Consider the following 23,178-nt stretch of genomic DNA (forward strand, 5'->3'; position numbering starts at 1 on the left):
GTGAGTTCTGGCCGGCCTGACGGTATCAGGCGCTGGCGCTGCTTTCGACAGCCCGGTCCGAACGGTCCGCGTAGATGTAGAGCGGACGGGCGGTGCCCTCGACCACTTCGCGCGAGATCACCACCTCTTCGACACCTTCCAGACCCGGCAGATCGAACATGGTCTCGAGCAGGATGCTTTCGAGGATCGAACGCAGTCCGCGCGCGCCGGTCTTGCGCTCGATCGCCTTGCGGGCGACCGCGCCAAGCGCCTCGTCGGCGAAGGTGAGCTCGATGTTCTCCATCTCGAACAGCCGCTGGTATTGCTTCACCAGCGCGTTCTTCGGATCGGTCAGGATCTTCTTCAGCGAAGCCTCGTCGAGGTCTTCCAGCGTCGCGACCACCGGCAGACGGCCGACGAATTCCGGGATCAGGCCGTACTTCAGCAGGTCTTCCGGCTCGACATGGCGGAAGATTTCGCCGGTGCGGCGGTCTTCGGGCGCCAGAACCTGGGCGGCGAAACCGATCGAGGTCGAACGTCCGCGCGCGGAGATGATCTTCTCCAGGCCGGAGAAGGCGCCGCCGCAGATGAACAGGATATTGGTGGTGTCGACCTGCAGGAATTCCTGCTGCGGATGCTTGCGGCCGCCCTGCGGAGGCACGGAGGCGACCGTGCCTTCCATGATCTTCAACAGCGCCTGCTGCACGCCTTCACCCGACACGTCGCGGGTGATCGACGGATTGTCGGACTTGCGGCTGATCTTGTCGATTTCGTCGATATAGACGATGCCGCGCTGCGCGCGTTCGACATTGTAGTCGGCCGACTGCAGCAGCTTCAGGATGATGTTCTCGACGTCCTCACCGACGTAACCGGCTTCGGTCAGCGTCGTCGCATCGGCCATCGTGAACGGCACGTCGAGAATCCGCGCCAGCGTCTGCGCCAGCAGCGTCTTGCCCGAGCCGGTCGGACCGATCAGCAGGATGTTCGACTTCGCGAGTTCGACGTCGTTGTGCTTGGTCTGGTGATTGAGCCGCTTGTAGTGGTTGTGGACGGCGACCGAGAGCACCTTCTTGGCATGGCTCTGGCCGATCACGTAATCGTCCAGCACCTTGCAGATTTCCTTCGGCGTCGGGATGCCGTCGCGCGACTTCACCAGCGAAGACTTGTTCTCCTCGCGGATGATGTCCATGCAGAGTTCGACGCACTCGTCGCAGATGAATACAGTCGGACCCGCGATGAGTTTGCGGACTTCGTGCTGGCTCTTTCCACAGAACGAGCAATACAGCGTGTTCTTGGAGTCGCTCGTGCCAACCTTACTCATTCCTGTCTCCGTCCGCCGTTCGATCCGTTACCCGATCGACCCATTCCGGTACACTCACCGGACCTCAAGGTAGATAGAGCAAATTCCGTACCAGAAAAGACCCTAACTCAAATACCTACCGTGCGAATCACGGTTTCTCGAATCCCCCGCGATCTTAACCCATCCCACACAGCCAACCATGCTGACACCCGACTATCAAGAATTCGCTAATCGGGGCCGGAATGGCTACCCGTGACAATACCGTGATTTGTAGCGTTCGCACGGGGAGAAGTTCACGAAATCGACCGAGCGTTGCGTAACTGCCACGCCGCAAAACCAGCACGAAAGCGGAACTTTCGGCCCATGCGGGGGCATAGGCACACAGCTTTCGGCCACATTTGCCGGTTCAACCAACCGTTAAGGTCAACGCGGGGTATCGTTATCCGTTACCTTACGGGGTTTTTACTTTACCCGATTTTCGCCGGCATCGCCTCTTCGGGACGCTTGTCGATCACCTTGTCGACGATGCCGAAGTCGCGGGCCATATCGGCGGTCAGGAATTTGTCGCGCTCAAGCGCATCCTCGATCGCCTTGTAGGTCTGGCCGGTGTGCTTCACGTAGATTTCGTTGAGGCGCTTCTTGAGATTCAGGATCTCCTGCGCATGCAGCATGATGTCCGTGGCCTGGCCCTGGAAGCCGCCGGAAGGCTGATGCACCATGATGCGCGAATTCGGCAGCGAGAAGCGCATGTCCTTGGCGCCGGCTGCGAGCAGCAGCGAGCCCATCGAGGCCGCCTGCCCGGTGCACAGCGTCGACACCGGCGGACGGATGAATTGCATGGTGTCGTAGATCGCAAGCCCCGATGTCACCACGCCGCCCGGCGAGTTGATGTACATCGAGATTTCCTTCTTGGGATTTTCCGCCTCGAGGAACAGAAGCTGCGCGACGGTCAGCGTCGACATGCCGTCTTCGACCGGACCGGTTACGAAGATGATGCGCTCTTTCAGGAGCCGCGAGAAAATGTCGTAGGCGCGTTCGCCGCGGTTGGTCTGCTCGACCACCATGGGCACGAGGTTCATGTAGGTTTCAACGGGATCGCGCATTAGTCACCCCAAGGGTTAGTAGAGGGTTAGGTAGAAAGCAGGCGGGGGCGAACATCCATCGGCAAGGCAGGCCAATCGCCATGATTGCCGCGCGCGGACGAACGTCCCGTGATGCAGGGACTTCAACTCAGAACTCGCGGGTAAGCGAGCCGCTCACAGATATGAGCCAATTTCCCGGCGACAAGACCGGGCCATCGCGAGCCGAACGAGACGAGTTCAAGCTGATTCGCAGGCGATCTCATAGCGACGGATGCCGCAGCCCAGCCGCTTTTGCCGTTCATCATTAACGTCAGAGCCTTTTCCGTTCCGATTTGAAATCGGAACGGGGCTCTGGATTCTTTGTTTTGACGCGTTTTCTTCACGCGAACCGGTAACCACTTCGCTTGAAAACGCTCTAGCCTGACCAAACCGGTCAGGCTGCGCTCTTTTCGTCGTCTTCCTTGAACAGGTCCTCGCGCGAGACCTTCTTCTCGGTCACGTTGGCGAGTTCGAGGATGAAATCGACCACCTTGTCTTCATAAATCGGCGCACGAAGCTGGGCCAGCGCATTGGCATTGTTGCGATAGTAGTCCCAGACTTCCTTCTCGCGGCCGGGCATCGAACGCGCCCGCTCGATCACCGCGCGGCTGACTTCGTCATCGGTCACGGTGATCTTGTTCTTCTCGCCGATCTCCGACAGCACGAGGCCCAGCCGGACCCGGCGGTCGGCGATCTTCTGATATTCTTCCTTGGCGGCGTCCTCGGTGGTGTCCTCGTCGGCAAAGGTCTTGCCGGAAGATTCCATCTCGGCCTTGATCGAGTTCCACATCAGGTTGAACTCTTCCTCGATCAGCGACGGCGGCGCCTCGAACTTGTGGCTGTCGTCGAGACGATCGAGCAGCGCCCGCTTGACGCGCTGGCGCGTCGCACCGGCGAATTCGGCGACCAGGCGCTCGCGCGCGGCTTCCTTTAGCTTGTCGAGCGATTCCAGGCCGAGCGTCTTGGCGAACTCGTCGTCGATCGTGGTCTCACCCGGAGCTTCGATCAGGGTCGCTGTGGTCTCGAACTCGGCCGGCTGGCCGGCGAGTTTTTCACTCGCGTAGTTCTTCGGGAACGACACTTTCAGCGTGCGGGTCTCGCCTGCGCCCATACCGACCAGCTGTTCCTCAAAGCCCGGAATGAACTGACCGGCGCCGATCACCACCGGGATGCCCTCGCCGGTACCGCCGTCGAACAGTTCGCCGTTGATGCTGCCCTTGAAGCTGATCGTCACGCGATCGCCGTTCGCGGCCTTGGCGCCCTCGGACTTCGCAGCATAGGGACGGTTCTGGTCGGCGATGCGCTTGATGGCCTCATCGACCTCGGCATCGGTGACTTCGACCACCGGCTTCTCCACCGAGAAGGTTTTGAAATCGGCGAGCTGGATCGTCGGCACCACCTCGATCGCCACCGTGTAGGTCAGATCGGTCTTGCCGGCGAGCAACTCCTCGACCTCGGCCTGCTCGGTCGGCATGGTGATCTTCGGCTCGGTCGCGAGGCGGAAACCGCGGTCGGTGAAGATCTGCGTGTTGGTGTCGCGGATGGTCTGGTCGATGGTCTCGGCCATGACAGAGCGGCCATACACCTTCTTCAGATGGCTCACCGGCACCTTGCCGGGGCGGAAGCCGTTGAGCTTCACCTTGTCCTTGAGGTCGACCAGCTTGGCGCCCGCCTTGGCATCGAGATCCGATGCGGGAACGCTGACCTTGAACTCGTGCTTCAATCCCTCAGCGAGGGTTTCGGTGACCTGCATGGTGTCAATCTTCTTCCGCTTGCGCCGGGCCAGAGCGGCCCGGCAGTGTCAAATGTTCGAGGCGTGGCCTTGCAGCCTGCGCCGGTGGTTCGGCGGACCCTGGCTCCCCGACCGGGAAGCAGGCCCTCCAGTATTCGTCATGCAAACGCTTGGATAGAGCGCTTGGTGCGGGCGGAGGGACTCGAACCCCCACAACTTTCGTCACTGGAACCTAAATCCAGCGCGTCTACCAGTTCCGCCACGCCCGCATGAAAAGCATCCATACCCGGCCGCGATGCCGCGGGCGGCGGGCTTATAACATGAGCCACCACCTCCGCAGCAAAAAAATGGCCCTTTTTGACAGCGCCGGGGCAAGGCGTCACAGCTAGGCCAGACACACCAAAAATGGTCCACATTGGTCCGATGGCAAGCCCCGAATTTCCGTTGGATCGACGCGAGCTGATGGCCGGATTGGGCGCGGCTGCGCTGGCTTCGATGTGGCCCGCCGTGGGGCGAGCCCAGCCCCGATCCGCGGTGGCGCTGCAGGCTAAAGCCGATAGCGTCGCTCTCCGCCCGAACCTCCCGGCCACGCCGATCTGGTCGCTGCAAGGGCCCGAACTTCGCTTTAAGCGCGGCGAGACCCTCGATGTTGCTTTTGGCAACGAATTGCCGGCGCCTGCCGTCCTCAACTGGCGTGGCATCGATGGCGTCCCGGCGGCCGAACCGCTGACCGGCCGGCCGCCGCTCGCAGCCGGCGGCAAGGACGCCCTGAAACTGCCGCTGCGTCACGCCGGAACCTTCCTGTGCGGCCTCAGCCTGCTAGGGGACGGCCAACCGCGACCTTCACCGGCACGGGCGCTGATCGTCCAGGAAAGCGAAGCCGTCGCCGTCGACCGCGACGAGGTTTTGTTGATCGAGGACTGGCGGGTCAGACAAGATGGAACCGCGGTGACACCGGGGAGCGATCCCGGGGACGCCGTGCCGGTCCATACAATTAACCGCCAAACCTCGCTCGATCTCTCAGCCCGGACCCACGAACGGATTAGGCTCCGCATCATCAGTGGCTGCCAACGCTCTGTTATTGCTGTCAAACTGGAAGGGATCGAGGTCCGCGTGATGGCCCTCGACAGTCAGCCATCCGAGCCGTTTCAGGCCCGCAGCGGCGCGCTGGTACTGGCGCCCGGCGGCCGGGTCGACGCCTTTATCGATGTAACCACGGCGGCAGGCACCGAAACGCCGATCCTACTGCACGACGGCAAGGAAGCCCGCCCGATCGGAAAAATCCGCGTCACCAGCGAGCCGCCGATCCGCCCCACCCCGCTCCCACCGGCCCCGCCATTGCCCTCGAACGGCCTCCCCGAACGGCTCGACCTCAAGAACGCTACCCGGGTCGATCTCGCGCTCGGCGGCCCCCAGAGCAACTGGGTCACGCCAAGCGAATTCGCAACGAAAGACCCGCTCACCTTTCGCGCCGGCCGCACGGTGGTCCTGGCGCTGACCAATCCTGGCCCGCTCCCGACGGTCTTCCACCTGCACGGCCACCATTTCCGCCTGCTGGACCGGCTCGACGATGGCTGGAAACCGTTCTGGCTGGATACGCTGGCGATCGAGCCCGGGCAGACCCAGCGCATTGCGTTCCTGGCCGAATATCCGGGGCGCTATTTGATTGAATCGGTCGTCACGGATTGGACGGCGCCACGGCTGGTGCGGTGGTACGCTGTCACCTGAGGAGGAAACCATGAGCAAGTCCGTTCCCGCCATCCGCAGCGTCAAGGCGCGCGGTGTCGTCGTGCCGCTCGCGCGCCCCGTGAAGAACGCCTTTGGCGTGATCGATGTCGGGCCGCTTGTCCTGATCGATGTCGAGACCGATCAGGGCGTTACCGGCCACGCCTACATTTTCGCCTACAGCAAGCTGACGCTGAAGCCGCTGGTCCACCTGATCGAGGAGATCGGGCGCGAGCTTACCGGCAAGCCGGTCGCGCCCTACGATTTAATGGCAGCGATGGACGCCAAATTCCGCCTGCTCAGCTGGCAGGGTCTCGTCGGCATGGCGGTATCGGGCCTCGACATGGCCTATTGGGATGCGCTCGGCCAACTGGCCGGAAAACCCGTCGTCGAACTGCTCGGCGGATCGCCAAAACCGATTCCAGCGTATGACAGCTATGGCGTGGTCGATCCCGTAGCCGACGAGAGGGCGCTGCGCCGCTCGCTCGAACAGGGGTTTCGCGGCATCAAGATCAAGGGCGGCGATGGCGACGCCGCCAACGACGAACGCGTGGTGAAGGGCGTGCGCGCCCTGCTCGGTCCTGACATCGCGCTGATGATTGACTTCAACCAGTCGCTCGATCCCGCGGAAGCGTCGCGCCGGATTGCCCGCCTCGCCCCTTACGATTTGCTCTGGATCGAAGAACCGGTACCGCAGGAAAATCTCTCCGGACACGCAAAAGTGCGCGAGAAATCGCCGACGCCGATTCAGGCCGGCGAGAACTGGTGGTTTCCGCGCGGCTTTGCCGAAGCGATCGAAGCCGGCGCCAGCGACTTCATCATGCCCGACCTGATGAAGTGCGGCGGCGTCACCGGCTGGCTGCAGGTCGCGGCGCAAGCGGCAGCCGCCAACATTCCGATGTCGAGCCACCTGTTCGCGGAGGCCAGCGCCCACATGCTGGCAGTGACGCCAACCGCGCACTGGCTCGAATTCCTCGACTTTGCCAGCGTGATCCTCGCCTACCCGGCCAAGATCGTCGATGGCACGGTGACGGCAAGAGGACCTGGGCTCGGGCTGGAATGGAATGAGGCGACGGTGGCGAAGTATCTGGTTTCGTAGGATGGGTAGAGCGCAGCGAAACCCATCAACTACATAGCCATTCGAGAGACGATGGGTTTCGCTTCGCTCTACCCATCCTACGGAACCAATGCGCGCGTCCAGAGATAGCGCGCGTCCGGCTCCTTCTCTTCATTGCGAGCACCGTCGGTTTCCTCGACGAGCGCAAAGCCCCGCGCCTCGTAAAAGCGTCGCGCTCTTAGATTGCGCTGAAACGTCCAAAGCTGGAGGCAATCGCACGCGCGCTTGGCGACCTGCAGCAACTCACCGCCGATGCCGCACCCCTGCACTTCCGGCAGCACGTACAACTGGTCGATCCAGTCGTTCCGGAAGGCGATGATTCCGGTCAGCGCGCCGCCCTCGAATGCTCCGTGCACCTGACATCCCGTGAACACGCGCTCTCGGTAGAACCACCGGTCTTCTTCGGGCGTGTGCAGACCGGTGAGCCAGGGCAGTGCATGGTCGAACGCCGTGCGATGGACGCCGGCCGCGGCGTCCATGTCAGCAAGTTCGAGTTTCCTAATACTCAATCCCGAACTCGTCATAGAGCCGCCTGAATACCGCGGGCAGCACTTCCGGCAGATCTTCGGCGATCAGCCCCGGTCCCGCTTCCACCGCGGCTTCGCCGTGCATCCAGACACCGATGCAGGCGGCCTCGAACGCCGGCACGCCTTGCGCCAGAAACGCTGCGATCATTCCCGCCAGCACGTCGCCGGCGCCGGCGGTGGCGAGCCAGGGCGGCGCGTTGGAGGCGATGCTGGCGCGGCCATCTGGCGAAGCCACCACCGTATCGGGTCCCTTCAGCAGCACCACCGCGCCGCAACGTTCGGCGGCGTCGCGCACCCGCTCCAGCTTGGAGCGGCCGGGATGCTTGTTGCTGATGTCGCTGAACAGGCGCGGAAACTCGCCTTCATGCGGGGTCAGGACGACGTGGGCGTCTTCGGCAGCCTTGATCGATTCAAACAGCCGCTCCGGCGCTTCGGCAAAACTCGTCAGCGCGTCGGCATCGAGCACCAGGCCGCGCTTCGCCGACAGTGCCGTGTGGACGAAATCGCGCGTACGCTCGCTGACGCCGGCGCCCGGCCCGATCACGACCGAACTGAACCGCCTGTCGCCGAGCATCTCGGCAAATTCGACGGGCGTATCGACGGCGCGCACCATGATCGCCGTCAGCGCCGCCGCATTGACCACCAGCGCGTCGCGCGGCGAGGCCACCGTGACGAGGCCAGCCCCTGCCCGCAGCGCGCCGCGGGCCGCAAGCCGTGCCGCGCCGGTCGACGCCAGTTCGCCTGAGAGCACGAGGGCGTGGCCGCGGGCGTATTTGTGGCCGTCGATGTCAGGCACGGGGAAGGATTTTTGCCAGCTTTGCGGAACGATCTCCGACGTCTGCGGCCGGATCTCCTCGAGCACGCGGGGGTCGATGCCGATATCGGCGACGCGCACCCGCCCGCAGTGTTTCCGCCCCGGCATCAGCAGATGCGCCGGCTTGCGGCGGAAGAAGGTCACGGTCTCCACGGCGTTGATCGCAGCGCCCATCACGGCGCCGGTCGTGCCGTTGATCCCGCTCGGCAGGTCGACCGCGAGCACCGGCGCGCCGTTGGCGTTGACCGCCTCGATCATCTCGAGCGGGTCGCCCTTGACGGGACGGTTGAGCCCGGCGCCGAACAGCGCGTCGATGATCAGCGCCGGCTTGCCGATCGCCTGCGGGTTGAACGGCAGCACCGGATACTTCCAGCCGCGTGCAGCGAGCGCGGCATCGCCCTGCAGGCTGTCGCGTTCGCACAGCAGGATGACCGAGACGTCGCGCCCTCGTGCGGCGAGTTCGGCCGCCGCCACAAAACCATCGCCGCCATTGTTGCCGCGGCCGGCGACCACCATGATCGGTCCCTCCTCGACGAGACCCATTGCGGCTTCGGCCACGGCCTGCCCTGCGCTCATCATCAGCGCGAAGCCGGGCGTGCCGGCAGTGATCGTCAGCCGGTCGGCGCGCTCCATTTCACTCGTGGTCAAAACTTCCATGCCGAATCCTCGATCCGTCAGCCTTTTCTGGAGGCACATCGCTGCCACGCCCGCGGCCCACCCGGCCTCATCTGCACATGATTTGACCTATTTGCCTATTCTGTAGGCTCAGCTATCATGCCGTGTCCGGCTCAACCTCTTCCACCTGCCTGTTAAAAGTCTGATAACGTTCCGAAATCAGCCGCGTTAACAACTTGGCATAGACCCTGCTTTTGAGGAAGCCGATCGGAAAACCGAGCTCATGATCGTCGCAGTTAGCGGCAATTATGAGCAATCCGGCTTTGCCGGATGCAAGGATCAAACCAGACGGCGCCTCGCGCAACATCGAAACTATCTGCACTCTGCAATTTGGAAATGCCCGGGAGGCGCTCAGTGAAGAAGATTGAAGCCATCATCAAGCCATTCAAGCTCGACGAGGTGAAAGAGGCGCTTCAGGAAGTCGGGCTTCAGGGCATTACGGTCACCGAAGCCAAGGGTTTTGGCCGCCAGAAGGGACACGCCGAACTCTATCGCGGTGCGGAATACATCGTCGACTTCCTGCCCAAGGTGAAAATCGAGATCGTGATTTCAGATGAGCTGGTCGAAAAGGCGATCGATGCGATCCGCCGCGCCGCCCAGACCGGGCGCATCGGCGACGGAAAGATCTTCGTCTCCAACATCGAGGAAGCGATCCGGATCAGAACCGGAGAATCCGGGCTGGACGCTATCTGAGCCGGGTGCTATCCGGATTTCGCGACTAAAAAATCACAAAAACGGCTGCTTCCGCAGCCGATTTCGTTTGCGATAGCTCACCGATCGCCGGCGATAATATCGTTGTCGCCTGAATCCTGGAAACCGACCCGTTAGTAGCCAAAAGGGGTATTCATGAAGACCGCCAAAGACGTCCTGAAATCGATCAAGGACAACGACGTGAAATACGTCGACCTGCGCTTCACCGATCCGCGCGGCAAGTGGCAGCACGTAACCTTCGATGTCAGCATGATCGAAGAGGACACCTTTGCCGAAGGCCAGATGTTCGACGGTTCTTCGATTGCCGGCTGGAAGGCGATCAACGAATCCGACATGTGCCTGATGCCCGACCCGGTCACCGCGACGATCGACCCGTTCTTCGCCGAGACCACCATGGTCATCGTATGCGACGTGCTGGAGCCGACCACCGGCGAGTCCTACAACCGCGACCCCCGCGGCATCGCCAAGAAGGCCGAGGCGATGGTGAAATCGTCTGGCGTCGGCGACACTGTGTTCTTCGGCCCCGAAGCCGAGTTCTTCGTGTTCGACGACGTGCGCTACCAGACCACCCCCTACAACACCGGCTTCAAGCTCGACTCCTCGGAACTGCCGATCAATTCGGACACCGAGTATGAGGGCGGCAATCTCGGTCACCGCATCCGCACCAAGGCTGGCTACTTCCCCGTGCCGCCGCAGGACTCGGTGCAGGACATGCGCTCGGAAATGCTCGGCGCCATGGCCAAGATGGGCGTCAAGGTCGAGAAGCATCACCACGAAGTCGCTTCCGCCCAGCACGAACTCGGCATGAAGTTCGACACCATGACGCTGATGGCCGACCAGATGCAGATCTACAAATACTGCATCCACCAGGTCGCCCACATCTACGGCAAGACCGCCACCTTCATGCCGAAGCCGGTCTATGGCGACAACGGCTCGGGCATGCACTGCCATCAGTCGATCTGGAAGGACGGCAAGCCGGTGTTCGCCGGCAACAAGTACGCCGACCTCTCGGAGACCTGCCTCCACTACATCGGCGGCATCATCAAGCATGCGAAAGCGATCAACGCCTTCACCAACCCGTCGACCAACTCCTACAAGCGCCTGGTCCCGGGCTATGAAGCTCCGGTGCTGCTCGCCTACTCCGCGCGCAACCGCTCGGCCTCCTGCCGCATTCCCTATACGGCAAACCCGAAAGCCAAGCGCGTCGAAGTCCGCTTCCCCGACCCGATGGCCAATCCCTATCTCGGCTTTGCCGCGATGCTGATGGCCGGCCTCGACGGCGTCAAGAACAAGATCGATCCGGGCCCGGCGATGGACAAGGACCTCTACGATCTGCCGAAGGAAGAGCTGAAGCAGATCCCGACGGTGTGCGGCTCGCTTCGCGAGGCGCTGGAAAACCTCGACAAGGACCGCGGCTTCCTCAAGGCCGGCGGCGTGTTCGACGACGACTTCATCGACAGCTTCATCGAGCTCAAGATGACCGAAGTCGAGCGTTTTGAGATGACCCCGCACCCGGTCGAATTCGACATGTACTATTCGCAGTGATCCCGCGCGGCTTTCGCGCCGCCGGTATCATCGTCCAACGATGCGAAAGGCGCTCCGTTTTGGGGCGCCTTTTGTTTTTGGGGAGGCCGCTCGCCCTTAGGATGGGTGGAGCGCAGCGATACCCATCACCTTCGGGGTATATCGCAAGCATGATGGGTTTCGCTTCGCTCTACCCATCCTACAGTTGTGCGCTCCGCAGCGCGATCATGCGGTTCCCAAATCTCAGTGAAGTCAAAACTTCTCCCAAATCGTGGCGGCGATTGTCGCTTTTAGACCGCGCTGGCGGGGTATGGGTGGACGCGATCAATGAGAGGCGGCATCGACCAAATGACGACAGAAGATGGTTTTCAGCAGGATCGTCCTCCAATCTTTCTCTCCGGGTATCCGGAAGAAGCTGGGCAGCCGGATATCGGGAAGGGTTGGGACGTCGCGACGATCTCGTCGCGAATTCTCAAGACGAGTATTTTGGCTGTCGCAGTGACGGGGATCGGCATCGCGGTTCTATCGGTCGGAAATCCGGTCATGCTCGTTGCGAACGTGACGGATTGGTGGGTCGACAAAGCTGCGCTTCAGCCTGAAGCCGATCCGGCGACGTCAACAACTCAAACAATTGCCGGCACGCAGGATTCTCCGACGACAACGACGGGCGCGCCGCAGCGCGAGGAAATTGCTGCGGTTGTGGAACCTGCCGAGCCAAGCCAGGCCGAGGCTGCCGTTCAAAGGCAAGCCGAGGTCGGTCAGCGCCAGGCCGAGAATAGCCAGCCAATCACTGCCGACAACCTGCCGGTCACTGAAGAATTGTTCAAGCAATTCCAGGCCTGGGCAGCCGAAGAAGAGACGCGGAAACAGGCCGGGTCCGCGCAAGCTGCGCCTGTACGTGTGGCGCAAGATGGCCCGCCGCAGGCGCGGCCCGCGAAGAAGCACCGACGGGTCCACTCCGTGCAAAATGCACGCGCGGAGATCCGTCCGCAGCGACATCATCGTGCAAGGGTCCGGGAGCAACAACTAGATGCACGGGAACAGGTCCCGCCTGTGGCCGACCCCCGCGCACCGGATCCTTCGGTGCAAAATGCGCAACCACCGTCGTTCCTGCAAAGCCTGGGTATTCGCAACTAGCCAGGTCTGACCGGGAAATGCAAAAGGCGCTCATTCGGGCGCCTTTTATGTTTCGATCATCCGCTCTTGTCGGACTATCCGGATCGCTCCTTCGTCACCGCAGTAAGATTCATCGTCAACAATACGCCGGGCTTGGGCAGTTCCTGCACTGCGATGACCGTGCGCGCCGGCCTGCGATCTCCCATGATCTCGACATAGGCGGCGTTCATCGCCTCGAAGTCGGACATGTGCTGCAGGAAGATGTTGATGTGCGTGACATGGCTGAGGTCGGAGCCAACGGCTTCAAGCATCACGATGAACGATTTCAGGATTTGCCGTGTCTGGGCGCCGACCTCCGTCCCCGCCAACCGTCCTGTCGCCGGGTTGACGCCGGCAGTGCCCCCGATCCAGATGTGTTCGCCAACCTTGGCGATGTGACTATAAGGGCCGATCGGTGTCGGCGTGTTCGGCGGTGTGAGCGTCTCCACGCGTGATTTCATTTGCATGCTCCGCTTAGTGATATCCTGACCAAGCGTAGCCCGGATGAGCGAAAGCGACATCCGGGATTTCCGCTGGATCCCCGCATATCGCTGCGCTCATGCAGGCTACTTGCTCCCCGGCTACGCCTTTGCCATCCGCCTGCCGTCGTGGCCGATCGGTCCAAAAGTCGTCGCGATCATTTCCGCCGTCGGCTTCATGCCGCCGAGGCTCCAGTTCGCGGGTTCTCCCTCCTCGATCTTGACCCAGACCGACTTGCGGAATTCCGGATTGCCCTGCCCTTCGATCTCGACCATCAGATCGGTGATCCGCTCCAGCAGCGCTTGCTTCTGCCCGATGTCCAGAATGCCCCTGACGGTCGAAACGGTGATGTACGGCATGGTTGTTCTCCTGTGGCGCGAGTGCGCGTTGTGACGACGCCTCGGAGAATGGCGCCGGACCCCTGTGCGAAGGAGTGGCGGATAAGACAGAGATCAGGCAATATCCGCCATGCGTTCACGCCGCCTGGAGGCCCCTGTGAAGCTCTCGATTCTGGTGCTGGAAGGCTGCATGAACTCGGCCGTGGCCGGCGTAGCCGACCTCCTGACGCTGACCAACCATGTCATGCATCTCAGAGGCAACAAGGTCCGCTTCGGCTGGCAGACGCTGTCGCTCGATGGCAAACCGGTGCGGATGGGAGGCGGCCTGACCTTTCCGGTGGACGGCGCCCTCGGCAAGCGCGGCCCCTGCGACGCCATCCTGGTGCCCGGAAACCTCGTCGATCACACGACGATAGAACGACTGAAACCGCAATACGCGCAAGCGGGCGCATGGCTGCGCCGGCAATACGCCGCAGGGCGATTGATCGGCGCGTTTTGCAGCGGCGTGTTTCTGCTCGCGGAAGCCGGTCTGCTGGACGACCGCCGGGCTACCACCACATGGTGGCTGCAAAGCGAACTCAAACGGCGTTTTCCGAAAATAGATCTGGCGAGCGATGCCGTGGTGACCTGCGAGGATCGCATCGTTTGCGCGGCCGGACCGATGTCGTGGGTCGACCTGCTGCTACGGTTGATCGAAATGGTTGAAGGACACGAGACGGCAAGGCTATGCGCTGACTACGCGGTGATCGATACGGCACAACGGACCCAGGCGGACTTCATGCCGCTCGGTTACGTGCTCACGCGAGACCCGCTGCTGATCAAAGCCGACATGCTGGTCCGTCGCGCGGACAAGGCGCAGATGACCGTTCGTCGTCTGGCGGATGCACTGGGCCTGAGCGAACGCACCCTGAATCGCCGGTTCATCGAACTGACGCACGAACCGCCGCAGGCCTTCATCATGCGCCGGCGGATCGAACATGCCCGCACTTTGCTGGAAACGACGGCGCAATCGATCAAGACGATTGCGCACTCGATCGGTTACGAGGACGAAAGCAGTTTTCGCAAGGCGTTTCGCAAACTCGCGATGATGTCTCCGCAAGCCTATCGGGCGCGGCGAGCGATCCGTCCGGCATAGCAGTGCGGGACAGGCCGCAACCAAAAGCTATTTCTTCTCCGGTGGATATTCCTTCAGAAAACGCTCCAAATCTTCCTGCACCGAATAGGGCAGCGGGATCGGATCGCCCATGTGGTCGATCGCGCGGTCGAGGCAGAGGCGCACCATGCGCGCAAGCTCGGCCTTGCGGTACGGCTTGGTCAGCAGCAGCACGCCCTCGCCGCGACGGCCGCTCGAATCGAACGCGCCGAAGGTGTTGCCCGAGGTGTAGAGCACCCGGAGCGGCCGGCGCAGTTCGGCGACCTTTTGCGCAAGCTGCCGGCCGTTCATGGCGCCGGGCATGATGATGTCGGTGAACAGAAGATCGAACGCCACACCCGCATTCACCAGTATCAGCGCCTCTGCCGCATTGGACGCGGTGATGACAGCGTAGCCGAGACTTTCGAGACGGCCGGTGACATGCGCCCGCACGACGTCGTCATCCTCGACGCACAGGATGGTTTCCGAGCCGCCGCGCAGTTTATCATCTTCAGGCGGCGAGGCATCGCTTGCGGCAGACGCGTCCGCAGGCTCGACGTCGGCCTTCGGCAGATAGATGCGGAAACAGGCGCCCTTGCCCTCCTCGCCGTCGACCACGATGCCGCCGCCGGATTGCTTGGCAAATCCGAACACCATGCTCAGCCCAAGCCCCGTGCCGGTGCCGAACTGCTTGGTCGAAAAGAACGGCTCGAAAATCCTGTCCCGGATGGCAGGCGGAATGCCGGCGCCGCTATCGACGACCTCGATGACGACGTAGTCGCCCGCGCCGAGATCGTCTATTTCCGCGTCGCATGCATGGCGCGTGAAATTTCCCGTCCTGAACAGCAGCCTGCCCCCATCAGGCATGGCGTCGCGGGCGTTGATGGCGAGATTGACCAGCGCCGAAGTGAGCTGACTGCGATCGACCAGGGCCGGCCAGGCCTTATCGCTCAACGCCGTCTCGATCTCGATCTGCCTTCCGAGCGTCGGCTCCAGCAGTTTGACCACCTCCTCGATCAACGCGTTGACGTCGGTCTCGAGCGGCCGCAACGGCTGCTTTCTGGCAAAGGCCAACAGGTTCGCCGTAAGCTGCGACGCCCGGTCGGCGGCGTCGTTGATCATCTTGGCGATCGAGGCCAGCGCCGGATCATGCTTGACGCCGTCGGCCAGGATTTCGATCGTGCCCGTGATCACGGTGAGCATGTTGTTGAAGTCATGAGCGATGCCGCCGGTCAATTGCCCGACCGATTCCATCTTCTGCGCCTGGAACAATTGTTCTTCGGCGGCGCGCTTTGCGGTGATGTCCCTGACGAAGGCGTTGATGATGTAGCCGTCGGCGCTGCGCAGCGCCGTCAGCGACACCTCGGCGAAAAATTCGCGTCCGTCCTTGTGCAGCAGCGGCGTTTCGTATCGCCCGCCGGCGGCGTCACCCGATGCCTCGCTCAGAAAGCGGTCGACCCATTGCCGGTGCACGGGGCGTTGCACTACCGGAAAGACCAGTTGCTCCACGCTCCTGCCGAGCGCCTCGGCGCGCGCCCATCCCATCAACGCTTCGGCGTGCGGGCTCCAGTCGAGAATGATGCAGGATCCATCGGTCTGGACGAACGCATCGAGCGCATTTTCGACGATCGCTTGCGCCATTCGCTCGCGGTCGGCGAGCGCCTGATAGGCGCGCGCCTGCTCCGTCTCCGCGCCGGCCATCGCAGGCTTCGTGCCCGGAGGCGTCAGCTTGTGCAGAACATTGGCGATGCCGGCGGCAAGCACGATCGCGAGCACCGCCGCAATTCCACCACCGGCCAGCGCCGCGCTGATGATCGACGTCAACACCGCGCGCGGAGGCGCATCAGCAAGGAAGTAATAGGCGAATCCGCCGACCATGCTTGACGTCGCCACGACCAGCAAAACCATCGCGAGCGCAAGGCGGCCTGATATCTTCATAGCCTCCCCCGGTCGTGAAGTAATGGACAAGCGCCGGCTTTTTACAGGCCATATCGGCCGCAGCGGGCAATGCTGCAGCGCCTCCTCGTTGCTTACCCGACTTCAGGTTTGCGATCCCACACTTTCCGGCCCGTAGAAGTACGGAGGGCCCTTGGTACGGGTCACCGCGATGATTCGTCCAGCGCATCTCGGATTGTGCAACTGATAGATAGCTTCCTTAAGTTGCAATCGCTTGCGGCGTTTTTCCTGCCCTGGAGGATGGCGGCATCACACGCCGAAGATCCTGCTGTAGCGCGCCTTGATCTCCTCGCTTTGCGCCTGCACCTGCGCCGGATCGGCCTTGAGCAGTTTCAGGGTGGAAAGCGGGACGTGCTCGCCCTTCTCCTTGACCTGTCCGTGAAAGGAGCGATGCGCAAAGACGTCGACCAGCATTTGCTGGGTTTCCGCGCTGAACAGGAAGCTCTGGAACAACCTTGCCGCGTTCGGATTCGGCGCGCCGCGGAAAATGCCGGATGGAACGATGATCAGCGGCGATCCTTCCGTGGGATACACCACCTCCACCGGTTTGCCCCGATCCTTCAGCAGCACCAGATTGTAGTCATTGCCGTCGGCCATCACGGCACGCTCGCCGAGCAGGATCTTCTTCGGCGGATCGGCGGCCGATTGCACCTGCATGACCTTCTGCTGCGCGAGCTTTTCCAGATAAGGCCAGCCGAGATCGCGCGCCAGCACGAAGGTGGCAGTCAGGATGGCGCCGCTATAGCCCGGATGCCCCTTGACCATCTTGCCCTGCCATTTCGGATCGAGCAGATCGGCATAACTCTTCGGCGCATCCTCGCGCTTGACGAGATTGGTGTTGTAGCCGATCACCTCCATCCACGCGCAGGACGTCGCGTACATGCCGTCGGGATCGATCTGGTCCGCCGGAAAATGTCGGGCGACGTCGGCCGGAACGTACGGCGCCAGCCAATCGTTCTTCTTCCATTCGAGATAATGCGCAGGGTCCGTCGAGTTGGCGACGTCGACGGCCTTGATGCCGCTTCCCTGCTCCTGCGCGATGCGCTGGAAAATCCGCTCAGCGCCGGAACGCTCGACGAGCACGGCGATCCCGGGATATTTCGCCTCAAAGGTCCGCGCCAGGCGTTCGGCGGTGTTGAGTTCAAGCGCCGAATAGAACGACAGCTTGCCCTCTTTCCTGGCCGCCTCGATCAAGGCCGGCGTCACCTCCGCCGCCGGCGGCGGCGCTGCCCGCAGCGGGTTGGCAAACAAAAGACCTGCGGCGGAAACCGTCGACGCCCTGAGAAGGTCGCGCCTCGTCCATTTGCGGTTCCGCATCGCAATCCTCCTTCGTGACGCGACCGTTCTTTGCGGCCGCCTAGCTGGTTCGCTGGTGCGTCTTCAGTGCTTCGCCGAACGCTTCGAACAGCTTTCGGTTGATCGGGTTGCGCTGCGGATCGTACTCGGCGTGCCACTGGACACCGAGGGCGAAGCTCGCGGCGTCCGCGATCCGGATCGCCTCGATGGTGCCGTCTTCGGCGATGCCTTCGATGACGACGCGCTTGCCGGGTTCGAGGATGCCCTGCCCATGCAGCGAGTTCACCCGGATGGTCTCGCAGCCGAGCAGGCTTGCAAACGCGCCGCCGGGCGTGAGGTGGACATCGTGCCGGTCGGCAAACACCACCGTCGGGTCGGGATGGATTTCTCCGTTCTCCAGCCGCGGCATGCGGTGGTTCATGCGGCCGGGGATCTCGCGGATCTCGGGATGCAGCGAACCGCCAAAGGCGACGTTCATCTCCTGCAGGCCGCGGCAGATGCCGAAGATCGGCACGCCGCGGGCGACGCAGGCTTCCGTCAGCGCCAGCGCGACGTCGTCGCGGTGGATGTCGTAGGGCTCGTGCTTCTCATGCGGCTCGGTCTTGAAGCGCGTCGGATGGACATTGGCCCGCGCCCCGGTCAGAATCACCCCGTCGACGACGTCGAGCAGTGCGCCGATGTCGGTTATCTCGGGCGAGCCTGCAAACATCAGCGGCAACGCCCCGGTCACGTCGGTAACCGCGCGCAAATTGCGCTCACCGACCATCTGCGTCTGGAACCGGTTTTCGACGCGATGGGCGTTCGCGATCACACCAACCACGGGCCGCCTCATCGCAAAAATTCCGCTGACATTGTCCTGTGCAAGGATCTTCCGGGCTGAGCCATGATTGGAGAAGATAATGCCTGCGAGGGGGCGGCGGATCAATATCCGACGAGCGTGCGCGGGCCTGCCCTGCTATTTCCGCGTAAACGCCTCCCTGGCGTCGATCCCGTCAACTCCGGGCAACCCGGCTGCCCGGAGCGCGGTGGCAGCGGTACTATCGGCGCCGTTGAGCCACGGCAATTTCGCCACTATGCCGCGCGTGACGGGCTCGCCCAGCATGCCGCCGAAGTCGATCGGCCAAAATCCGTTCGGCACCACCTCGGTGGTGATTCCCTGGAGGCGATGGCCCTTCCCGAGCACGGCTTCAGCGTCGTCCGGCGCCACGGCCCGCGCCGAGGCGGGATCGGCCGGATCGGCGAAGGTCACGAGCACCGGAACAAGCTCTGCCTTTACCGGCACGATGCCGGTCTGCGCGCTCATCGCGTTGAATGATATCCGCTTGCCGCCGGAGGCGGCCGTATAGGCGCGCAAGGCGACGTAGTTGATGCCGTCGAGTTCGAGCTTGTTATTGTCGATATGCGCCAGCAGCGCGACGAGGTTCTTGCCCTGCCCGAGATCGACGAAAACGGCATCACCCAAAGTGCGGGTCTGGCCACGGCGGGTGTAGCTGCGATCGGGATGGACGGCCACCACGCCAGAGGCTGATTTACGCCCCTCCGGCGTCTCGACCTCAACCGTCAGGCGATATTTGTGCGCAGGCCGGTTGATTCTGATCTGGTCGCCGATCACGAGCGCCGCCAAGAGCGCAAGCGGGCCGAACCATTTGAAATTCATCTCGTCCTCACCGACCCGCCCCATCACGCTGATGTACCGCTTGGCACACCGGCTGTGGCAGCGTCAAACCAGCGCGTGCTCGCCCGCTTGATCCCAGCAGCGTTTTGGCGAAAGACTGGCTGGATATTCTGCGAGAAGGAATCAACGTGACAGATCCGGCTGACAATCGCCTTCAGGCCCGCAACGATCTGGCGTGGGCGATATCGGTCGGCGGCATCGGCGTCGTGCTGTTCGCCGCCCTGCTCGCATTCACCTGGCAGTTCGCCGCGACGCTGTTTTTGATATTTTCCGGTGTCCTGCTCGGCGTCGCCCTCAACGCCATGAGCAACCTGCTTGGGCGCGTGGTGCGGCTGCCGCATGCGCTGCGGCTGACGGTGGTCTGCCTGTTGGTCGCGGGCATGTTGTCGGGCATTGTCTTTCTCGGCGGCACCACGATCGCCCAGCAGACCACGGCATTGAGTAACACGCTCAAGTCGCAGCTCGTCAGTGTCAAAGGCTTTCTGGAAAGGAACGGCATCGACACCAGCTTCTTCGACTTCGGCAGCCTCTCGTCTCCGTCGGATGATGCCGCACCGGCGCCCAACGCGACGCCGCACTCGCTTCCCAGCGCCGGCACGATCGCAGCCAGCGGCGGCGCCATCTTCAGCCAGAGCCTGAAACTGATTCTCGGCACCGCAAGCGCAGTCGGAAACTTCTTCATCGTGCTGTTTCTCGGAATAGCCTTTGCGACCCAGCCCGGCGTCTATCGCGACGGACTGCTGTTCATGGCGCCGGCCAAGCACCGCGCGCGCGCCACAGTAATCGTCGACCGGATCGGCGAGACGCTGGATCGCTGGCTGATCGCGCAAATCATCACCATGGTCGCGGTGTTTCTGGTCACCTGGATCGGGTTGTCGATCATCGGCATCCAGAGTTCGTTCATCCTGGGCATCCAGGCAGGACTGCTCGCCTTCATCCCCACCGTCGGTGCGATCCTCGGCGGGCTGATCGTGGTGCTGGCGAGCCTCGCCTCGGGATGGGTCGCCGCGCTCTCGGCCTTCATCCTGTTCCTCGGCGTGCACGCGCTGGAAAGCTACGTGCTGACGCCGATCATTCAGCGCCAGGCGCTGGATATCCCACCGGCCACACTGTTTGCGTTCCAGATCCTGCTCGGCGTCGTGTTCGGCATCTGGGGGCTGGCACTCGCGCTGCCGCTGATGGCGATCGCCAAGGTGATGATCGACCATTTCAAGGCGGAAGACGCGACTGCCGCCATCACGACGGCCTGAACGGGTGTCAGCCGGCCGTGGTCAGCACCGTCTCGGTGTGCTCGACCTCAGGAGGCGCAGCAAAATACTGCCCGACCAGCGCGCGCCATGCCGCAAAATCTTCCGAGCCGCGAAAATCCACGGTGTGGTTTTCCAGGGTCTCCCACTGCGCCATCAGCCGGTAACGCTGCGGCTTCTCGATCGATTTGTGCAGTTCAAACCCCTTGCCGCCCTTGGCCCGCAGAAACAGCGGACGCGCCTTGGCAACGGCCGCCTCAAAATCCTTCTCGGTGCCCGGCTTGACGTCGATTTGTGCGATTTCAGTGATCATCGGAGTTATGCCTTCTCATGAGAATTGGCGTGTCTAACCCAGCCGCCCAAAAAGCAAAAGGCAGATGCAACGTACATCCGTTGCTGCGACGCACGCGCATCACGTGTGACGAAGTCGCGCGAACGACATGCTCTCGCCTCAACCCTGGTTTGGTGTAGGATCGCGCCAAATAGCGAGCGACAAGCTCACGGTCACGGGGAGAGAAACGATGAATCTCGGTCGGACCCTATTGTCTTTCACGCTGGCTACGGCGGGCGTACTCAGCGTAGCGGCGGGACCGTTGCATGCGCAGCAGCCTCCGGCGGTCGCCATCGACAATGACGACATCGGCGGCGTGGTAGCCGGACCCAACGGCCCGGAAGCCGGCGTCTGGGTGATCGCGGAGACCACCGAGTTGCCGACGAAATTCGCCAAGATCGTCGTCACCGACGATCAGGGCCGCTACGTAATCCCGGACCTGCCAACGAATGTGAACTATTCGATCTGGGTCCGCGGCTACGGGCTCGTGGATTCGCCCAAGCGCCGGGCCAAACCGGGCCAGCAGGTCAATCTCACGGCAGTGCCGGCCCCGAACGATGCGGCGGCGGCTCATTACTATTCGGCGATCTATTGGTACACGCTGATGAAGATCCCGCCGGCGAAGGATTTCGGCGGCTCAACCGACATCCCGAAGGAGATCACGCAAGACATCTGGCGCCAGCGGATGAACAATGTCGACTGCATCGGCTGCCATCAGCTTGGCCAGGAATCCACGCGCACGATCCCGGGCGCGTTCGGCGAATTTAAATCGGGCGAGGAAGCCTGGATGCGCCGCGTCTCCTCGGGCCAGACCGGGGAATGGATGACAAATCGGCTCGCGGGCCAGCTTGGCGGCGTACCGTTCAAATATTTCGGCGACTGGACCGACCGGGTCGCCAAGGGCGAGTTGCCGAAATCCAAGCCGCCGCGGCCGGCAGGTATCGAGCGCAACGTCGTCATCTCGTCGTGGGAATGGGCGACGGAAAAGCATTTCGTCCACGATCTGATTTCCTCGGACCGACGTAATCCGACGGTCAACGCCTACGGCCCGCTGTACGGCGCCAACGAATACTCGTCCGACGACATGCCGATCCTCGATCCGAAGACCCACAAGGTGACGTTTTCAAAAATGCCGGTCGCAGATCCCAATGCGCCGGAGTCTTTCGGACCCCCGCTCCATGGCACGGCCGTGCTCAATCCGGTCAGCCCCTCGGCCTATTGGGGTGAAGAGAAGATCTGGAGCCAGCGGGCCAATAATCACAACAGCATGTTCGACAAGAAGGGCCGCGTGTGGCTGGCGGCGGCGGTGCGTGGCATCGAAAATCCGGCCTATTGCCGGAAAGGGTCGGATCATCCGTCGGCCAAGGCTTTCCCGCTCGAACGCTCCGGCCGACAAGTGACGGTGTACGATCCCAAGACACAGAAATACAGCTTCATCGATACCTGCTTTGGCACCCATCACCCGCAGTTCGGCTACGATGCCGATGATACGCTCTGGCTCTCTGGCACTGGCCCTGTTGCCGGCTGGGTCAACACCAGGCTATGGGACGAGACCGGCGATGCCGTCAAAGCGCAAGGCTGGGCGCCGTTCGTTCTCGATACCAACGGCAACGGCAAGGTCGACGAATATACCGAGCCGGGCGCTCCGGCGCAGGCGGACAAGGACATGCGGGTCGCAGGCTCCGGCCCTTACGCCGTGATGCCGCATCCGACCGACGGCTCGGTCTGGTACACCGTCAACACGTTCGTTGGTCAACCCGGCTTCATGCGCTTCGATCCGAAGACCAAACTGTCGGAATTCTATGCCATTCCGAAGGAAGGCATCGGCGTTCGCGGCGGCGACATCGACAAGAACGGCGTGCTCTGGGGCTCGGGCTCGAACGGCAGCCTGATCCGCTTCGATCGCAGCAAATGCAAGAACCCGCTGAACGGGCCGAATGCAACCGGCAATCACTGCCCGGAGGGTTTCTCCTACTTCAAATATCCGGGCCCCGGCTTCGAAGGGTTCGAGAACTCGAGCGCCGAGGCGAGCTACTACACCTGGGTCGATCACCACAACACGGTCGGTCTCGGCGAGAACATTCCGATCTCCACCGCCAACCTCAACGACGGCTTCGTTGCTCTCAAGGACGGGCAGATGGTGATGCTACGCATTCCCTATCCGCTCGGCTTTTTTGCCAAGGGCCTCGACGGGCGCATTGACGATCCGGGCGCGGGCTGGAAAGGCCGAGGCTTGTGGAGTTCGAGCGGCGATCGCACACCCTGGTTGATGGAGGGCGGCAAGGGCTCAAAGCCGCGGGCGGTGCATATTCAGGTACGCCCGGACCCGTTGGCGAAGTAACC

At 62.5% G+C, this 23,178-nt stretch carries 21 protein-coding genes and 1 tRNA gene; 8 read left to right on the forward strand and 14 right to left on the reverse strand.

Going from position 1 to position 23,178, the window contains the following annotated elements:
- Nucleotides 1-25 precede the first annotated feature (25 nt).
- The 4 genes from clpX to ACPPVP_RS25700 form a co-directional block, all read right to left on the reverse strand.
- Nucleotides 26-1,300 carry an ATP-dependent Clp protease ATP-binding subunit ClpX gene (gene clpX, locus ACPPVP_RS25685; RefSeq protein WP_027537232.1) on the reverse strand — a complete coding sequence of 425 codons (1,275 nt, stop codon included), beginning with the start codon at nt 1,298-1,300 and terminating at the stop codon, nt 26-28.
- A 446-nt stretch (nt 1,301-1,746) separates the two neighbouring features.
- Complete coding sequence (locus ACPPVP_RS25690; protein ID WP_426525669.1) at nt 1,747-2,382, reverse strand: ATP-dependent Clp protease proteolytic subunit; 636 nt, start codon at nt 2,380-2,382, stop codon at nt 1,747-1,749.
- A gap of 412 nt (nt 2,383-2,794) precedes the next feature.
- Nucleotides 2,795-4,153 (reverse strand): trigger factor, encoded by a 1,359-nt coding sequence (tig, locus tag ACPPVP_RS25695; protein ID WP_426525670.1) that lies wholly within the window; start codon nt 4,151-4,153, stop codon nt 2,795-2,797.
- A gap of 163 nt (nt 4,154-4,316) precedes the next feature.
- A tRNA-Leu gene (locus tag ACPPVP_RS25700) sits at nt 4,317-4,401 on the reverse strand.
- A 193-nt stretch (nt 4,402-4,594) separates the two neighbouring features.
- Between ACPPVP_RS25700 and ACPPVP_RS25705 the strand changes: the two genes are divergently transcribed.
- Nucleotides 4,595-5,860 (forward strand): multicopper oxidase family protein, encoded by a 1,266-nt coding sequence (locus tag ACPPVP_RS25705; RefSeq protein ID WP_426538050.1) that lies wholly within the window; start codon nt 4,595-4,597, stop codon nt 5,858-5,860.
- Nucleotides 5,861-5,870: 10 nt separating this feature from the next.
- Nucleotides 5,871-6,956 (forward strand): enolase C-terminal domain-like protein, encoded by a 1,086-nt coding sequence (locus ACPPVP_RS25710; RefSeq protein ID WP_426525672.1) that lies wholly within the window; start codon nt 5,871-5,873, stop codon nt 6,954-6,956.
- 77 nt (nt 6,957-7,033) lie between these two features.
- On the opposite strand, the gene ACPPVP_RS25715 is transcribed toward ACPPVP_RS25710, so the two are convergent.
- The 3 genes from ACPPVP_RS25715 to ACPPVP_RS25725 all read right to left on the reverse strand — a co-directional run bounded on the left by ACPPVP_RS25715 (nt 7,034) and on the right by ACPPVP_RS25725 (nt 9,297).
- Nucleotides 7,034-7,453 (reverse strand): GNAT family N-acetyltransferase, encoded by a 420-nt coding sequence (locus tag ACPPVP_RS25715; protein WP_426525674.1) that lies wholly within the window; start codon nt 7,451-7,453, stop codon nt 7,034-7,036.
- Between the two features lie 19 nt (nt 7,454-7,472).
- Nucleotides 7,473-8,972 carry an NAD(P)H-hydrate dehydratase gene (locus tag ACPPVP_RS25720; RefSeq protein WP_426525676.1) on the reverse strand — a complete coding sequence of 500 codons (1,500 nt, stop codon included), beginning with the start codon at nt 8,970-8,972 and terminating at the stop codon, nt 7,473-7,475.
- 115 nt (nt 8,973-9,087) lie between these two features.
- Nucleotides 9,088-9,297: a hypothetical protein gene (locus ACPPVP_RS25725; protein WP_426525677.1), complete on the reverse strand. Its 210-nt coding sequence runs from the start codon at nt 9,295-9,297 to the stop codon at nt 9,088-9,090.
- A gap of 47 nt (nt 9,298-9,344) precedes the next feature.
- Here ACPPVP_RS25725 and ACPPVP_RS25730 point away from each other — a divergent pair, with 47 nt between their 5' ends.
- From ACPPVP_RS25730 to ACPPVP_RS25740, 3 genes are all read left to right on the forward strand, one after another.
- Nucleotides 9,345-9,683, forward strand: coding sequence for a P-II family nitrogen regulator (locus tag ACPPVP_RS25730; protein ID WP_027537227.1), 339 nt, complete (start codon nt 9,345-9,347; stop codon nt 9,681-9,683).
- A 153-nt stretch (nt 9,684-9,836) separates the two neighbouring features.
- Nucleotides 9,837-11,246, forward strand: a complete 1,410-nt coding sequence (gene glnA, locus ACPPVP_RS25735; protein WP_426525680.1) for a type I glutamate--ammonia ligase — start codon at nt 9,837-9,839, stop codon at nt 11,244-11,246.
- 327 nt (nt 11,247-11,573) lie between these two features.
- Nucleotides 11,574-12,362 carry a hypothetical protein gene (locus tag ACPPVP_RS25740; RefSeq protein WP_426525682.1) on the forward strand — a complete coding sequence of 263 codons (789 nt, stop codon included), beginning with the start codon at nt 11,574-11,576 and terminating at the stop codon, nt 12,360-12,362.
- 74 nt (nt 12,363-12,436) lie between these two features.
- Here ACPPVP_RS25740 and ACPPVP_RS25745 read toward each other — a convergent pair whose 3' ends face one another.
- Both ACPPVP_RS25745 and ACPPVP_RS25750 read right to left on the reverse strand, forming a co-directional pair.
- Nucleotides 12,437-12,841, reverse strand: coding sequence for a RidA family protein (locus ACPPVP_RS25745; protein WP_426525684.1), 405 nt, complete (start codon nt 12,839-12,841; stop codon nt 12,437-12,439).
- A 120-nt stretch (nt 12,842-12,961) separates the two neighbouring features.
- Nucleotides 12,962-13,219, reverse strand: a complete 258-nt coding sequence (locus tag ACPPVP_RS25750; RefSeq protein ID WP_426525686.1) for a tautomerase family protein — start codon at nt 13,217-13,219, stop codon at nt 12,962-12,964.
- Nucleotides 13,220-13,355: 136 nt separating this feature from the next.
- Here ACPPVP_RS25750 and ACPPVP_RS25755 point away from each other — a divergent pair, with 136 nt between their 5' ends.
- Complete coding sequence (locus ACPPVP_RS25755; RefSeq protein ID WP_426525688.1) at nt 13,356-14,333, forward strand: GlxA family transcriptional regulator; 978 nt, start codon at nt 13,356-13,358, stop codon at nt 14,331-14,333.
- A 27-nt stretch (nt 14,334-14,360) separates the two neighbouring features.
- On the opposite strand, the gene ACPPVP_RS25760 is transcribed toward ACPPVP_RS25755, so the two are convergent.
- The 4 genes from ACPPVP_RS25760 to ACPPVP_RS25775 all read right to left on the reverse strand — a co-directional run bounded on the left by ACPPVP_RS25760 (nt 14,361) and on the right by ACPPVP_RS25775 (nt 19,239).
- Complete coding sequence (locus ACPPVP_RS25760) at nt 14,361-16,268, reverse strand: ATP-binding protein (protein ID WP_426525690.1); 1,908 nt, start codon at nt 16,266-16,268, stop codon at nt 14,361-14,363.
- Nucleotides 16,269-16,535: 267 nt separating this feature from the next.
- Entirely contained in the window at nt 16,536-17,603 is a 1,068-nt protein-coding gene (locus tag ACPPVP_RS25765) for an extracellular solute-binding protein (protein WP_426525692.1), read from the reverse strand.
- 40 nt (nt 17,604-17,643) lie between these two features.
- Nucleotides 17,644-18,414, reverse strand: a complete 771-nt coding sequence (locus ACPPVP_RS25770; protein WP_426525694.1) for a gamma-glutamyl-gamma-aminobutyrate hydrolase family protein — start codon at nt 18,412-18,414, stop codon at nt 17,644-17,646.
- Nucleotides 18,415-18,537: 123 nt separating this feature from the next.
- On the reverse strand, nt 18,538-19,239 hold the full coding sequence (locus ACPPVP_RS25775) for a hypothetical protein (RefSeq protein ID WP_426525696.1): 702 nt from the start codon (nt 19,237-19,239) through the stop codon (nt 18,538-18,540).
- A 146-nt stretch (nt 19,240-19,385) separates the two neighbouring features.
- Here ACPPVP_RS25775 and ACPPVP_RS25780 point away from each other — a divergent pair, with 146 nt between their 5' ends.
- Nucleotides 19,386-20,507 (forward strand): AI-2E family transporter, encoded by a 1,122-nt coding sequence (locus ACPPVP_RS25780; protein ID WP_426525698.1) that lies wholly within the window; start codon nt 19,386-19,388, stop codon nt 20,505-20,507.
- 7 nt (nt 20,508-20,514) lie between these two features.
- On the opposite strand, the gene ACPPVP_RS25785 is transcribed toward ACPPVP_RS25780, so the two are convergent.
- A complete protein-coding gene (locus ACPPVP_RS25785; RefSeq protein ID WP_426525700.1) occupies nt 20,515-20,817 on the reverse strand; it encodes an antibiotic biosynthesis monooxygenase family protein in 303 nt (100 codons plus the stop codon).
- Between the two features lie 208 nt (nt 20,818-21,025).
- On the opposite strand from ACPPVP_RS25785, the gene ACPPVP_RS25790 reads away from it, so the two are divergent.
- Nucleotides 21,026-23,176: a carboxypeptidase-like regulatory domain-containing protein gene (locus tag ACPPVP_RS25790; RefSeq protein WP_426525702.1), complete on the forward strand. Its 2,151-nt coding sequence runs from the start codon at nt 21,026-21,028 to the stop codon at nt 23,174-23,176.
- Nucleotides 23,177-23,178: the final 2 nt, after the last annotated feature.

Source organism: Bradyrhizobium sp. McL0615 (assembly GCF_049993905.1).
Classification (GTDB): domain Bacteria; phylum Pseudomonadota; class Alphaproteobacteria; order Rhizobiales; family Xanthobacteraceae; genus Bradyrhizobium.

What these genes read in the sequence shown, in the direction of transcription:
- ACPPVP_RS25715 (WP_426525674.1), bottom strand. Translation starts at nt 7,453, where the DNA reads ATGGACGCCGCGGCCGGCGTCCATCGCACGGCGTTCGACCATGCACTG.
- ACPPVP_RS25745 (WP_426525684.1), bottom strand. Translation starts at nt 12,841, where the DNA reads ATGAAATCACGCGTGGAGACGCTCACACCGCCGAACACGCCGACACCG.
- clpX (WP_027537232.1), bottom strand. Translation starts at nt 1,300, where the DNA reads ATGAGTAAGGTTGGCACGAGCGACTCCAAGAACACGCTGTATTGCTCG.
- ACPPVP_RS25710 (WP_426525672.1), top strand. Translation starts at nt 5,871, where the DNA reads ATGAGCAAGTCCGTTCCCGCCATCCGCAGCGTCAAGGCGCGCGGTGTC.
- ACPPVP_RS25775 (WP_426525696.1), bottom strand. Translation starts at nt 19,239, where the DNA reads ATGAATTTCAAATGGTTCGGCCCGCTTGCGCTCTTGGCGGCGCTCGTG.
- ACPPVP_RS25740 (WP_426525682.1), top strand. Translation starts at nt 11,574, where the DNA reads ATGACGACAGAAGATGGTTTTCAGCAGGATCGTCCTCCAATCTTTCTC.
- ACPPVP_RS25765 (WP_426525692.1), bottom strand. Translation starts at nt 17,603, where the DNA reads ATGCGGAACCGCAAATGGACGAGGCGCGACCTTCTCAGGGCGTCGACG.
- ACPPVP_RS25705 (WP_426538050.1), top strand. Translation starts at nt 4,595, where the DNA reads ATGGCCGGATTGGGCGCGGCTGCGCTGGCTTCGATGTGGCCCGCCGTG.
- ACPPVP_RS25720 (WP_426525676.1), bottom strand. Translation starts at nt 8,972, where the DNA reads ATGGAAGTTTTGACCACGAGTGAAATGGAGCGCGCCGACCGGCTGACG.
- tig (WP_426525670.1), bottom strand. Translation starts at nt 4,153, where the DNA reads ATGCAGGTCACCGAAACCCTCGCTGAGGGATTGAAGCACGAGTTCAAG.
- ACPPVP_RS25790 (WP_426525702.1), top strand. Translation starts at nt 21,026, where the DNA reads ATGAATCTCGGTCGGACCCTATTGTCTTTCACGCTGGCTACGGCGGGC.
- ACPPVP_RS25770 (WP_426525694.1), bottom strand. Translation starts at nt 18,414, where the DNA reads ATGAGGCGGCCCGTGGTTGGTGTGATCGCGAACGCCCATCGCGTCGAA.
- ACPPVP_RS25750 (WP_426525686.1), bottom strand. Translation starts at nt 13,219, where the DNA reads ATGCCGTACATCACCGTTTCGACCGTCAGGGGCATTCTGGACATCGGG.
- ACPPVP_RS25785 (WP_426525700.1), bottom strand. Translation starts at nt 20,817, where the DNA reads ATGATCACTGAAATCGCACAAATCGACGTCAAGCCGGGCACCGAGAAG.
- ACPPVP_RS25725 (WP_426525677.1), bottom strand. Translation starts at nt 9,297, where the DNA reads ATGTTGCGCGAGGCGCCGTCTGGTTTGATCCTTGCATCCGGCAAAGCC.
- ACPPVP_RS25760 (WP_426525690.1), bottom strand. Translation starts at nt 16,268, where the DNA reads ATGAAGATATCAGGCCGCCTTGCGCTCGCGATGGTTTTGCTGGTCGTG.
- ACPPVP_RS25690 (WP_426525669.1), bottom strand. Translation starts at nt 2,382, where the DNA reads ATGCGCGATCCCGTTGAAACCTACATGAACCTCGTGCCCATGGTGGTC.
- glnA (WP_426525680.1), top strand. Translation starts at nt 9,837, where the DNA reads ATGAAGACCGCCAAAGACGTCCTGAAATCGATCAAGGACAACGACGTG.